General features: G+C 65.5%; 12 protein-coding genes. 3 read left to right on the top strand and 9 right to left on the bottom strand.

The window, feature by feature from the left end:
- Position 1: 1 nt before the first annotated feature.
- The 9 genes from mraY to F600_RS26960 all read right to left on the bottom strand — a co-directional run bounded on the left by mraY (position 2) and on the right by F600_RS26960 (position 10,031).
- Positions 2-1,081: a phospho-N-acetylmuramoyl-pentapeptide-transferase gene (gene mraY / locus F600_RS0104555; protein ID WP_018159407.1), complete on the bottom strand. Its 1,080-nt coding sequence runs from the start codon at positions 1,079-1,081 to the stop codon at positions 2-4.
- 15 nt (positions 1,082-1,096) lie between these two features.
- Entirely contained in the window at positions 1,097-2,590 is a 1,494-nt protein-coding gene (locus F600_RS0104550; protein ID WP_018159406.1) for a UDP-N-acetylmuramoyl-tripeptide--D-alanyl-D-alanine ligase, read from the bottom strand.
- Positions 2,587-4,116, bottom strand: a complete 1,530-nt coding sequence (locus F600_RS0104545; protein ID WP_425423174.1) for a UDP-N-acetylmuramoyl-L-alanyl-D-glutamate--2,6-diaminopimelate ligase — start codon at positions 4,114-4,116, stop codon at positions 2,587-2,589. Before F600_RS0104545 ends, F600_RS0104550 begins: the two co-directional genes overlap by 4 nt.
- 104 nt (positions 4,117-4,220) lie before the next feature.
- Positions 4,221-5,978 (bottom strand): peptidoglycan D,D-transpeptidase FtsI family protein, encoded by a 1,758-nt coding sequence (locus F600_RS0104540; RefSeq protein ID WP_081628723.1) that lies wholly within the window; start codon positions 5,976-5,978, stop codon positions 4,221-4,223.
- A gap of 157 nt (positions 5,979-6,135) precedes the next feature.
- Entirely contained in the window at positions 6,136-6,837 is a 702-nt protein-coding gene (gene ftsL, locus F600_RS26965; RefSeq protein ID WP_018159403.1) for a cell division protein FtsL, read from the bottom strand.
- Complete coding sequence (rsmH, locus tag F600_RS0104530) at positions 6,834-7,853, bottom strand: 16S rRNA (cytosine(1402)-N(4))-methyltransferase RsmH (protein ID WP_018159402.1); 1,020 nt, start codon at positions 7,851-7,853, stop codon at positions 6,834-6,836. The genes ftsL and rsmH overlap by 4 nt, the downstream gene beginning before the upstream one ends.
- A gap of 147 nt (positions 7,854-8,000) precedes the next feature.
- Positions 8,001-8,417, bottom strand: coding sequence for a division/cell wall cluster transcriptional repressor MraZ (gene mraZ / locus F600_RS0104525; RefSeq protein WP_018159401.1), 417 nt, complete (start codon positions 8,415-8,417; stop codon positions 8,001-8,003).
- Positions 8,418-8,970: 553 nt separating this feature from the next.
- Entirely contained in the window at positions 8,971-9,405 is a 435-nt protein-coding gene (locus tag F600_RS0104520) for a DUF3040 domain-containing protein (protein WP_018159400.1), read from the bottom strand.
- Between the two features lie 158 nt (positions 9,406-9,563).
- On the bottom strand, positions 9,564-10,031 hold the full coding sequence (locus F600_RS26960) for an SAV_6107 family HEPN domain-containing protein (RefSeq protein WP_018159399.1): 468 nt from the start codon (positions 10,029-10,031) through the stop codon (positions 9,564-9,566).
- 167 nt (positions 10,032-10,198) lie between these two features.
- On the opposite strand from F600_RS26960, the gene F600_RS0104510 reads away from it, so the two are divergent.
- The 3 genes from F600_RS0104510 to F600_RS0104500 are packed head-to-tail and all read left to right on the top strand — an operon-like array spanning position 10,199 to position 13,172.
- A complete protein-coding gene (locus F600_RS0104510) occupies positions 10,199-10,816 on the top strand; it encodes a GNAT family N-acetyltransferase (protein ID WP_026306162.1) in 618 nt (205 codons plus the stop codon).
- Positions 10,813-12,381: a phytoene desaturase family protein gene (locus tag F600_RS0104505; protein WP_018159397.1), complete on the top strand. Its 1,569-nt coding sequence runs from the start codon at positions 10,813-10,815 to the stop codon at positions 12,379-12,381. The genes F600_RS0104510 and F600_RS0104505 overlap by 4 nt, the downstream gene beginning before the upstream one ends.
- Positions 12,378-13,172: a carotenoid biosynthesis protein gene (locus tag F600_RS0104500; protein WP_018159396.1), complete on the top strand. Its 795-nt coding sequence runs from the start codon at positions 12,378-12,380 to the stop codon at positions 13,170-13,172. The genes F600_RS0104505 and F600_RS0104500 overlap by 4 nt, the downstream gene beginning before the upstream one ends.
- Positions 13,173-13,181: the final 9 nt, after the last annotated feature.

Raw genomic sequence — 13,181 nt, 5'->3', positions numbered from 1 at the left:
GTTAGTTCCCGACCTGAGCCAGGTACTCGCTGTAGAACAGTCCGAGCCCCGAGGCCGCGGAAATCGCGGCCAGCAACCAGAACCTGATGATAACCGTGGTTTCCGGCCATCCTCCCAGCTCGAAGTGGTGATGGAACGGGGCCATTCGGAACACGCGTCTACCACTCGATTTGAAGGCCGCGACTTGGACGACAACCGAAGCGGTCTCCGCCACGAAGAGCGCGCCGATGACGATCATGACGAGTTCGGTCCGGGTCGTGATGGAGAGACCGGCGAGCAGACCACCGAGCGCGAGGGAACCGGTGTCACCCATGAAGATCTTTGCGGGTGCTGCGTTCCACCACAGGAAGCCGACGCAACCACCGACGCCGGCGGCACAGATCAGTGCCAGATCCAGCGGGTCGCGAACGTCGTAGCAGCCGGCCACCTTCTCCGTCTCACACGCGTTCTGGTACTGCCAGAACGTGATGATGATGTAGGCGAACAGGGCGAATCCCATGGAACCGGCGGCGAGGCCGTCGAGTCCGTCGGTGAGGTTGACCGCGTTCGACCACGCGCTGACCACGAGGTACGTGAAGAGGATGAAGACCAAGGTCCCCATCGACACGGTGGCGAGGTCACGCACGTACGAAAGGTGCGTGCTGCCCGGCGTCAGGCCGCTGGTGTCGCGGAACTGCAGGGCCAGGATTCCGAACAGGATCGCCACGACGAACTGACCGACGAGCTTCGCGGTCTTGTTCAGACCGAGGTTGCGCTGCTTGCGGATCTTGATGAAGTCATCGAGGAACCCGACGACACCGAGGGACGTGCACAAGCCCAGGACGAGAAGGCCCGACGCTGTCGGCCCCTCTGCGTGGTAGTAGATGCCGATGAGGTGCGAGCCCCAGTAACCGGCCCAAATGCCCACCAGGATCGCGACACCACCCATCGTGGGCGTGCCGCGCTTCTTCTTGTGGCTCTCCGGACCTTCGGTTCGGATCTCCTGCCCGAACCCCTGCCGACTGAACCAACGAATCAGAACTGGGGTCAACAGGATTGAGACAACGAGCGCGATGCCCGCAGCGATCAGGATCTGCCGCACTACTGCTCCTCCGTCTTACTCGCCGGAACTCGGCTGGCCATCGGCCAGCAAAGCCTCGGCGACCGCCCACATACCAAACGAGTTCGATGCCTTGACCAAAACGACGTCGCCCGGTGCCACTTCAGCACGCACCAGTGCGATCGCATCGTCAATACTCTCAGCAAGTACCGACTCGTTACCCCAGGAACCCTCCATGACGGCGCCCTGATGCATTGCGTGGGCAGGTCGACCGGTTCCGACAACGATCAATCGGTTGACATCGAGCCGCACCGCGTAGCGCCCGATCGCGTCGTGTTCGACGACCGATTCGTCGCCGAGTTCGGCCATTTCGCCCAGTACAGCCCAGGTTTTGCGCCGCGGCTCGGTCGCGCGGCTCATCGTGACGAGTGCCTTCAACGCGGCCTTCATCGAGTCCGGGTTCGCGTTGTATGAGTCGTTGATCACGGTGACGCCATCCGCGCGGGTTTTGACGTCCATGCGGTGCGCCGACTTGGGCCCGGCGGTGGCCAGCGCGTCCGCAACCTGCTGCGGCGTCGCACCGCACGCCAGTGCGACCGCGGCGGCACACAACGCGTTGCCGACCTGATGTTCACCCGACACCGCCAACTGCACCGGAACGGACCCGGCGGGCGTCACCAACGTGAATTTCGCGCACGCGTTCCCGTCCAGCGAGACGTCGACCGCCCGCACTTCGGCGTTCTCCGACTGCCCCGCGCCGACGACCCTTGCCGTCGTCCGGGAAGCCATCCCGGCGACCGCGAGATCATCGATGTTGAGGACGGCAACGCCCCCATCCGCCGCCGACGGCAGCGCCTCGACGAGTTCGCCCTTCGCCTGCGCGATGCCCTCCCGGGAACCGAACTCACCGAGATGGGCGGTACCGACGTTGAGCTCGACGCCAATGCGCGGGGGCGCGGTGCGCGCGAGCGCCGCGATGTGCCCTGGTCCGCGCGCGGACATCTCGAGAACGAGGAACTTGGTCGACTCGTCCGCGCGCAGGGCCGTCCAGGGGTGGCCGAGTTCATTGTTGAAGGACCCTGGCGGCGCGACGACCGAGCCGAGCGGCTCGAGAACCGAAGCGATCAGGTCCTTGGTCGACGTCTTGCCGGCGGATCCGGTGACTCCGACAACGGTGAGTCCCTGTGCGGCCAGTCGATCGACGACGGCACGCGCGAGCTTCGACAGCGCCGCGAGGACCGCGGCACCCGAGCCGTCGGTGTCGTGTTCGAGGACGTACGAGCCGCTTTCGGTCTTCAACGGCTCGACCACGATCGCCGGAACGCCCACCGGACGGGCGGCCAGTACCGCGGCTGCACCGGCCGCGACAGCGCCCGGGGCATGCTCATGTCCGTCGACGCGCGCACCCGGCAACGCCAGGAACAGCCCGCCCGCGGTGACCTTCCGCGAGTCGAATTCGACTGAGCCAGTGACGGTCACGTTCGGGTCCGGCACGTCGACGAGGCGGCCGCCGGTGATCTCGGCGATTTCGGCCAGGGACAGCGGGATCACGCCTTACCTCCAAGCTTGCGTTCAATTGCCGACCCGAGAACTTCGCGGTCATCGAAGGGGTACTTCACGCCGTTGATCTCCTGACCCGCTTCATGGCCCTTACCTGCAACGAGAACCACGTCGCCGGGCCGTGCCCAGGCCACGGCGAACTCGATGGCCTCGGCTCGATCACCGATCTCCTCGATCTGCGCGAGCTTCGGTTCGGCCGCAATTGCGCCCTCGTACACCGATGCGCGGATCGCGGAGGCGTCCTCCGAACGCGGATTGTCGTCGGTGATGACGAGCAATTCCGCAGTCCGCGCACCGACCTCACCCATGACCGGGCGCTTGGCGGCATCACGATCGCCACCGGCGCCGACGACCACCGCGATGCGGCCGCTGGTGTGGTCGCGAAGCGTGTCGATGACGGCCTCGAGAGCCGCCGGCTTGTGCGCATAGTCGACGACGGCCAGGAAGTCCTGGCCTCGATCGACGCGCTCGACGCGACCGGGCACGGCAACGTCGGCGATGCCGCTGAGCGCCGCTTGAATATCGACCCCGGCTTGCGCGCAGACCACCGTCGCGAGCAACGCGTTCGCGATGTTGTAGTGCCCCGGCAGGCCGATCGTGGCGGCATAGCTGCCGGTCGGGCCGGTGATCGTGAAGTTCTGTCGGCCATCCGGCGTCGTCGTGACGGCGCTCGCGGTCCAGTCCGCGGCACCGGTCGTCGAGACGGTGACGCGATCCGCCGGAATCGTCGCCATCCGCTCGCCCCATTCGTCGTCGATGCAGACGACGGACGTCGCGGCGTGCGTCGGAGAGTTCGGGTCGAATAGTCGGGCCTTGGCCGCGAAGTAGTCCTCGAACGTCTCGTGGAAGTCGAGATGATCGTGCGAGAGGTTCGTGAATCCGCCAACCGCGAAATGTGTACCCGCAACCCGGCCGAGTTCGAGCGCGTGGGACGAGACCTCCATGACGACGGTGTCACCACCCCGTTCGAGCATCGAGGCGAAGATCGCGTGCAGTTCCGGCGCTTCGGGCGTGGTCAGGGACGCCGGAAGGCGGTCGCCCTCGAACCGCGTCTCCACCGTGCCGATGAGTCCCACGGTCCGTCCGGCCGCACGCAGTCCGGCCTCGATCATGTACGACGTTGTCGTCTTGCCCGAGGTACCCGTGATGCCGAGGACCTGCAGCCTCTCGGACGGTCGACCGTAGATCTCGGCCGCCACATCGCCGAGGACTGACCGCGGATTGTCGACGATGAGAAGTGGCACACCGTTCCCGATGAGCTTGGCTCCCGCCGGATCGGTCAGGACCGCGACCGCTCCGCGTTCGAGCGCCTGGTCGGCGAATTGCGCACCATGAGCTCTCGCACCCGGAAGAGCGGCGAACAGGTCACCGGCTTCGATTCGCTGAGCGCGGAGATCGATCCCGCTGACCGCCAACTCGGATGAACCGCGAACCTGCGCGCCGGACAGCTCGGCCAGGCGCTGCAGCGGCACTGGGTCGAGGCCGCGAGGCCGCAAATTCGAGGGGGTCGTCGACACCTGATTCCCTCCTCAAAGCTCGTGTACGAGCCTCGCCGAGCGGGCGAGAGCCGCGAATCACGTTACCCGAGAACGAGCCGCGAACTTTGTGGTTAGAACCGCACTTACGGTGTGCTGTCCAGTCGAGGCTTGTCCGCCTCGAGCACGAGCGGCTTACCGGGGTCCTTCGACAGCGGGACGTTCTCCCGCTGCAGCAACCACGAGGCGATGGCGTGGAACAGCGGACCGGCGGTCTGGTGAGAGGTGCCGTCGGATGCGCGCTTCGGGCCGTCCATCATCATGCCGATGACAAAGCGCGGATGATCGGCCGGCGCGATGCCCGCGAAGGTGATCCACTGATGGTCGAGGTCCGTGAAGTAACGGCTGTTCGCCACATCGATCTGCTGGGCCGTACCCGACTTGCCGCTGATCTGGTAGCCCTCGATCGCCGCACTGTAACCGGTTCCCGCCTGGTAGCCCATCGGGTCGGCCTGCACGACCGCACGGAACATGTCGCGCACCGTCTGTGCCGTCTTGGCGCTGACGACCGGAATCTCTTCCGGCTTGTCAGTCGGCACGCGGGCTCCGTCGGGGCCAGTGGTCGCGCGAACAATCCGCGGCGGGATCCGAACGCCGTCGTTTGCGATCGCCTGGTACATGTCTGTCATCTGCAGCAGCGTCATCGACAGACCCTGGCCGATCGGGAGGTTGGCGAACGCACCACCCGTCCAGCTGTCATGTGCAGCCAGGTCGCCCGGACTCTCGCCGGGCAGCCCGACCTCGGTGCGCTGACCGAGCCCGAACCGCTGGAGCATGTCCGCAAAGCGGTCTTCACCGACCCGCTTCGCGAGGATCAGAGTGCCGACGTTCGACGACTTGCCGAAGATACCGGTGGTCGTCATATTGTCGACGCCGTGCTCCCAGGCGTCCCTGACCTGGACGTCGTGGTACATCTGGATCTTGCCGTCCACCGGGATCACCTCGTCCGGCGTCGTCAGGCCGTATTCGATCGCCGCCGCGGCGGTGACGATCTTGTTAACCGATCCCGGCTCGTAAGGGCTCGTCACCGAGATGTTTCCGGTCTGCGCGTTGCGGCTCGACACGATGCCCTGGGCCGGGTTGAACGTGTCGCTGTTCGACATCGCGAGGACTTCACCGGTCAGGCTGTCGAGAACGACCGCCGAGACGTTCTTCGCGCCCGACTTCTCCTTCGCCAGCTGAACCTGCTGCTGAACGAAGTACTGGATGTCGGAGTCGATGGTCAGTTCGACGGTGCTGCCGTTGATCGCGTCCTTCTTGTCGCGCCAACTGCCGGGAATGATCGCGCCATCGGAACCGCGGTCGTAGGTCTGCGAACCGTTCACGCCGGCGAGCGTTCCGTCCATGAACGACTCGAGGCCGATGTTTCCGTGGCCATCCCAACCGGTCGAGCCGACCAGGTTCGCCGCGAGCGCGCCACCGGGATAAACGCGCACATCCTGCCGCTCGAGGCCGACCTCGTTCGGGTATTTGTCGTTGATATCGCGCGCAATCGTCGGGTCGATGGCTTTGGCCAGGTACACGAACGTCTTGTCGCTGCGCATCATGTCCAAGAGGTCGCTGGCGGGAGCCTTCCCGCCGAGCTTGGAGTTGATGTAGTTCGCGATCTCTTTGAGCTTCTCGTCGGGCTCCGGCCGGTCCGGGTACATCTTCTTGGCCTCGACGAGCTGCTTGCGCACTTCGATCGGCTGGAAGGTGAGGTTCTTCGCCTCCATCGTGAACGCGAGCGGCTTGCCGTTGCGATCGACGATCGGACCTCGGAAGGCCGGGAGAACCTGCTTCACCGTGTGCTGGCGCCCCGATTCCGCCGAGATCGACGAGGCCGAGATCAGCTGGATGCGCATCAACTGAACGGTCGCGATGATCAACAGAAGGAGCAGGATAAAGCGACCCGCACGGAACCGCAGGCGAGACGAGTGGTCTAGAGCCAGCCCCTTACGCCTTCTCTCGGCCGGCTTGGGGCCAGGGCCCCGTACTCGACCGGGAGCAATCGTCACTGGTTTACCTCTCGGACTCAGTACTAGCAGTCACGGTCGTCAATTGTTCCCCGGAAGGCTGCCCCGACGCGGCATTGACGGTTTGCGGCGTGCCGCCCGTCGCCGTCGTCGACAAGGACGGGGATGACGACGACTCGATGATCGACTCATCAGACGACGCCCGGCTGTCCGTGGCGATGATGGCGCGCTGGGTGTTCATGTTCGGCATCGGAGCGCCCGAGGCCGGCTTCGGCTCCCCCACGACCTTGACCGATCCGTCGGCGTTCACCACGAGGTGGGCGGGGTCGCCGGCCGGAACCATTCCGATCGTTCGAGCCCGGGCCGCGAGCTCGGGAGCCGACTCGGCAGCCTCGACGTCACGCTGAAGCTGGGCGAGTTCGGCCTGCAGCCGCTGGTTCGTGTCCTGTGCAGCGGTGAGCTCGTAGGTCGACTCAGCAGCCCGGGTCGTGAGGTACAGGGTCACGACCAGACCACCCGAGAGCAGCGCGATCATCGAGGCGACGAACGGCGCCCGCTTGGCCACGGCGACCGCACGGTCCCGGGTGACGGCTTCCTCGATGGGCTGTCCGGCACGCTGTGCGCGCCGTGCATAGGCACGCGTCGCCGCGGTCGTTCGACGGCTCGACCGTGCGGTCCGGGAGCCGCGGGTCGTCGACGAGGTCGACGAACTCGCAGCGGTCCGGTTAGCGCTGACGGTTGCCTTCATGCCGCGAGCCTCCTGGTGAGCCGTTCAGCTGCCCGCATCCGTACCGGCGCTGATCGTGGGTTCAGTTCGATTTCTGCTTCCGTCGCCTGCTCCGCCCCTCGCGTGAGGATGCGGAACTCGGGGCCCATGCCGGGCAGTTCGACGGGCAAGTCCAATGGGGTGCGCGAGGTGGTGCGCGGGGCGAGCTCGGCCTTGACGATCCGGTCTTCGAGCGACTGGTAGGACATGAACACCGCGCGGCCGCCGACGACCAGCGCGTCGAGCGCGGCCGGGATCGCGGCGCGCAAGCAGTCGAGCTCGCCGTTGACCTCCACGCGCAGCGCCTGGAAGGTGCGCTTTGCCGGGTGACCGCCGGTGCGGCGAGACGCTGCGGGGATGACGCGATACAGCAGCTCGACCAGAACGCCGCTCGTCGTGAAGGGCTGACGTTGACGCTGCGCGACGATCGCCGACGCGATTTTTCCGGCGAAGCGCTCCTCGCCGTAGTTCTTTAGGATGCGCGCCAGGTCACCATGGCTGTAGGTATTGAGGACGTCCGCTGCGGTGATGCCGGTCGACTGGTCCATGCGCATGTCGAGCGGAGCGTCGACCGAGTACGCGAAACCTCGGTCGGCTTCGTCGAGTTGCATCGATGAGACACCGAGGTCGAAGAGGATCGCGTGGACTGAGTCCGTCGTCGGTAACCCGGCCTGCTCGAGCGCGTACTCGATTCCGTCGTAGCGCGTGTGAACGAGGGTGATGCGGTCGACGAACGGTGCGAGACGTGCGCCGGCAAGCGCGAGCGCATTGAGGTCACGGTCGAGGCCGACGAGGTGCAGGCTCGGGAACTTGGTGAGGAACATTTCGGAGTGCCCGCCGAGGCCGAGCGTCGCGTCGATCATGACCGGGCTGTCTGCAGCCTCGATCGCGGGACCGAGCAACTCCTCGGCGCGCGACAGCATGACGGGGACGTGGCGGTCCTTCGGGGCACTTGGGGTTCCGGCATCCTGCCGGTCCTTGTGTGCCTCGCGGTCCACGTGGTCCTCCGCCTTCGCGTCGTCTGGTTTCGGGTGACTAGTTCGGTTTTGCGAATGCCGCGAGGTCCCTGCCAGGTCAAGACGAACCTGGCGCTGGGGAAGTGCGTCAGGGTCGCGACTGGCAGAGGCCGCGCGGCATTCGCGGGCCTAGAAGATGCCACTCACCTCGGAGTAGTCGTCTTCGTTCGCTGCGAGGTATTCCTCGTAGCGTTCCTTGTCCCAGATTTCGAAGTGCTTGTAGGCGCCGACGACGAGGCACTCTTTGGTGAGTCCGGCGTACTCCCGGTGACCAGGGTTGATCGTGATTCGACCCTGCGCATCCGGCCGCTGCTCATCTGATGCACCCGAGAAGATCCGCAGGAAAGCGCGACCCTTGGGGGTATCGCCCGCCTTGGCCGCGATCTTGGCCAAGACCTGCTCGAACTCTGCCGGCGGATAGACCGAAAGGCAGTGATCTTGGCCTTTCGTGACCATCATGCCTCCCGCCACAGCGTCCCGGAACTTCGCGGGCAACGTGAGCCGCCCCTTGTCGTCGAGCTTGGGCGTGAAAGTACCGACGAACACTCGGCACCCCCGCTCAATTCACCCTTGCTCTCCAATGCACCCCACTTTACCCCACTTTCCCCCACGCGTTGGCGGCACGCGGAACTCGGTGAAAGTTTTTTCGGGCTGAATTCGCAGGTCTGAGCGGTTTCCGGAAATGGGCGGTCCAGTGGACGATACCGGGCGATCAGGGGTCCGGAGGGCAGCCGCTCCCCCATCTCTACCTGCGTGTTTACCGTGCCAGCTGTAGGCGACGGACACGAAATGGTGTCAAGTGGGTGAAGGTGGGGAACGCCGGTGGGGCAAGGTGGGGGCTTGCCGGGTGGCCGGTGGGGCGAAGTGGGTGGTCCTTGCAAACGCACCCCAACCCCACGCTCACACCCCGTTCAGCACGCCAAACGGGGTGCAACCAGCCAAACAGTGTGCATCTCCCACGCCACCCCACAAACGCACGCTCACACCCCAATCAGCACGCCAAACGGTGTGCAACCAGCCAAACGCGGTACATCTCCGAGCACCGAGACAAGAAAAAGCCCGCATCCAGTGGATGCGGGCTTTTGAGTCCTTCAGTTATCTACGGCTGGTCGAAACGACGACGGAAGCGGTCTTCCATGCGGGCCGAGAATCCGGCCTGGCGCCGAGTCTGCCGAGGGCGTGATGATCCGTGCGGTCCGGCGGCTCGCGCAGGGCCAGAAGCACTACTGCGACCGTCGGGAACTGCTTTTACCGGGCTCCCACGGAGCAACATCACACCCGCACCGAACATCAGTCCGAAGCCGGCAAGGCTCACCGCCAGCGAAATGATTCCGACCTTCACCATGAAGAGGAACATTCCCGCAAATAGCATCACGAGACCCAGAGCGAACAACGCGGCAGCCTGGGTACGACGCCGATTGGACACGCCACGAACGTGACCGGTTCGCACAGTCGAGGCGAACTTGGGGTCTTCGGCGTAGAGCGCACTTTCAATCTGCTCGAGCATGCGCTGCTCGTGCTCGGAGAGTGGCACGGTCCCTCCTCCGGCACTCGTCACTGATCGTCACCTTTGCAGGCTGACGAGTAGCCCAATCGGCTACCTGCTCCCAATGATAGAAGCAGAACCGCCTCGCGGCCACCAGAGTTGAGAGAACTCGCATAATAGCGATCTGCTGCAGAAATCCCGTGTAACTACGCCGTGAGTCCTGTCGAGATCGTGTTTGGCGACGTCGACCACGCGTGATCTCCAGTTAGACGGGCGGTTTCCCCAAGATGATCTTCAACGTCGTGCAGGAACGCCGTCACCCGCGCGGAGAACTCGTCGGCCCGCTCGGCCGACATCGGACGTGACACACCTGACATGATCGCGGCGCGCAGCGGCGAATATTCGGCGAAATAATCGGCCCACATCGTGAATTCGGGGGCAAGGCGGGCCATGGTCGCCCATGCGCCTCCAGTGCCTCGGCGACGCCGCGCCGAGGGCGCGGGCACCACTTGCGCGATCACGGCCGCCGCTCCACGGAGCGCCGATAGATAGGCCGTGAGAAAACGGTCGGCCGGTTCGGTCTCACCGTTCGATTCGATCAGCAGGCGATCAGCTCGCTCGAGCCACGCCTTCGGGTTTTCTCCTCGGTGGAAACGGCTCATCTCGCCGGACATTCTGCCTCCGATCGGCTGATAACAATGCCGCCCAAAGGGTGAGATGTACTGGCGGCGTCCGCTTCCCTCGTACGCCACCAGCACACCCGTTTCACCCAATGGGAGTCGAACATCCATTCGACCGCTTGAATATAGCCGTACCCTCCGACAAGTTCATTCGCGAAGAGGTGAGAACCGTCGACACAGGCCAGGCTCCCCGGCCGACGCTGGTGGACCTCTCGGCGAGCGACTTCCGCCGCAACCTCCCCGAAGCTCTCAACATCTACGTCCAGGCGATGAACTACCCCCGCGGCACCGAACGCAGCCGCGCGCCGATGTGGACCGAGCACACCACGCGACGCGGGTGGCAGGGCGCGGCGGTGATCGTCAGTCGCGAGGGCAGACAGCATCTTGCGGGCGTGGCGTACGGATACCGCGGCGAGGCCCAGCAGTGGTGGCAGGAGCAGGTCCGGCACGGAATGCGCGCGGGCGGCTGGCCAGAAGCGCAGATCAAGAACCTTCTCAGCAACTACTTCGAACTCACCGAACTACACGTCCGGCCCGATGAACAAGGTCAAGGATTCGGCGAGGCACTCTTGCGCCACCTGCTCCGAAACCGGACCGAGCACGCCGTTCTGCTCTCGACCCCCGAGGTGGCCGGCGAGTCGAATCGCGCATGGCACCTGTATCGACGACTCGGATTCCACGATGTCGTGCGGCACTTCACGTTCACCGGAGACGCGCGCCCGTTCGCGGTCCTCGGTCGAGCACTTCCACTACACGCCGACGATGGACGTCACGCGTGAAGGTCGTCGACGTCGCGGTCGTCGGGTCTGGGCACAACGCCCTCGTCGCAGCGGCCTACCTCGCGCGGTCTGGCCTGGGTGTTCAGGTCGTCGAACGCGACACCGTCATCGGCGGCGCCGTCTCGACCGTAGAGCGATTCCCCGGCCATTTCATCGACCGCGGGTCGTCCGCACATCTCATGATCCGGCACACCGGGATCATCGAGGATCTCGATCTCGCCGCACACGGCCTCTCTTATGTGGATTGCGATCCGTGGGCGATCGCGCCCGCACGCGCCGCGTCCACCGCACCGGCCATCGTCTTCCACCGCGACCTCGACGCCACGTGCACCTCGATCGCTGCCGCGTGCGGAATGTCCGACGCGGACGCCTACCGCAGGTTCGTCAGCGTGTGGGGGCCCCGCAGCGAGCGGGTCATGCGTGCCTTTGCCGCAGCACCGACGCCAGGGCATCTCGTCCGGTCGTTCTGGGGACTCGCCAATCGCAAGACCGCCGACGAACTGTCGCGCCAGTTCCTCTCGTCGGGGAACGCCTTGCTCGACGAATACTTCACCGACGAGCGACTCAAAGCCGCACTCGCCTGGTTCGGAGCCCAATCCGGCCCGCCGATGTCCGAACCCGGCACCGCACCGATGGTCGGTTTCGCCGCACTCATGCACACGCTCCCACCCGGGCGCGCGATCGGCGGCAGCGGTGCCCTCACGCAGGCATTGGCCGGACGTATTCGTGCCGACGGCGGCCTCATCACGACCGGTGACGCAGTCGAGTCAATCGCCCGGACCGGATCGACGTGGGAAGTCCGTAGCGCGGGCTCGACAATTCGGGCGCGTCGGGTCCTGGCCGGCTGCCACATCCTCACCACACTCGACCTGCTCGACCGCGGGGGCTTCGACCCCAACGCGCTCGCCTCGTGGCGCAAACAGATTCACGTCGGTCCCGGGATCGGCATGGCCGTTCGCCTCGCCACCTCCGCTCTCCCGACGTATCCAGTTGTCCCGCAGAACCTTTCCGCTACGGGTCTCCAGCTTCTGGTCGACGACCGTCGACAACTCGAGGCGGCCCACGGCGCGGCCCGGGCAGGTGAGCTCCCGCCGACGCCCGCTGTGCTCGGCATGAGCTTCACCGCCCTCGACCCGTCGACCGCTCCGCCCGGCCAACACCAACTGACGCTGTGGGCGCAGTGGCATCCCTATGAATTGAGCAACGGACGCAACTGGGCCGACGTCGGCGAGGCAGCAGCCGAACACATCGTCGCGGAAGCCGAACGCTTCGCACCTGGCCTGACCGAATCGATCACCCACCGCTATGTGCAGACTCCCGCTGCCTTGTCCGAGGAGTTGGGGCTGATCGGCGGCAACGTCATGCACGTCGAAATGTCGTTGGCCAACATGTTCATGTGGCGCCCGACTCCTCAGCTCGCGCGCTATCGAGTTGCGGGCGCGCCCGGCCTGTATCTGACCGGCGCATCGACGCATCCCGGCGGCGGCGTCCATGGCGCCAGTGGACGGTCGGCGGCACGGACGATCCTCGCCGACCGCCGTAATCCGTTCCGGGGCCGACGATGAATCGCAACGCGCCGGCAGTCGCGCTCGCCGGCACGGTTCTCGCGCAGATCGTCTACCCGCTCACGCACGGTTCGGTCCGCGATGTCGTGACCGTGCTCGTCGTCACCGGCACTGCTGTCGTCGCACTGACGCACGTCATCGCGACCAGCGGACGCGCCACCGCACTCCGCTACGCGCTGACCGTGGGTGGAATCGGCTACGCCGCCGAAGTAATCGGCACCGCAACCGGCTTCCCGTTCGGCTGCTACTCATACACACCGGACCGACTCGGCCCGCTCTTTTTCGACGTCCCACTGCTGATTCCGGTGGCCTGGATCGGCGGCGTATATCCGGTATGGATCGTCGCCCGCCTGCTGGTCCGCACGCGGGCACTGCGGATCGCCGCGGTCGCGGTGGGGGTCACCGCATGGGATCTCTACCTCGACCCGCAGATGGTCGTCGAAGGTTACTGGACCTGGTGCCGCGGTCAGGTCGTGGTTCCGGGTATGGGAACGATTCCGTTCACCAACTACGCCGGTTGGCTCGGCGTCGCGCTGGTCATGGCAGTCGCCCTGGAATTCGTCACTGACGCTACGTCCGAACCGGAGATGCCGATGATTCCGGTCCTCGCTTACCTCTGGACCTGGGTCGGATCCGCGACGGCACACATCGTTTTCCTCGATCCGACCCTGCGGAAGACCGCAGCTTATGGATTCATCGGCATGGCCATCCTGGGGATTCCCGCTGCGATGTGGACACGGACCAGACTTTTCCCCGCAACGCGGGCGTCGGCCGACGACTTGCGGCGCTGAGACTGGCAC

This window comes from Smaragdicoccus niigatensis DSM 44881 = NBRC 103563, assembly GCF_000380645.1.
Taxonomy (GTDB): Bacteria; Actinomycetota; Actinomycetes; order Mycobacteriales; family Mycobacteriaceae; genus Smaragdicoccus; species Smaragdicoccus niigatensis.
The sequence above is the reverse complement of the archived record's forward strand: the minus strand, read 5'-3'. Positions and strand labels throughout refer to the sequence as shown.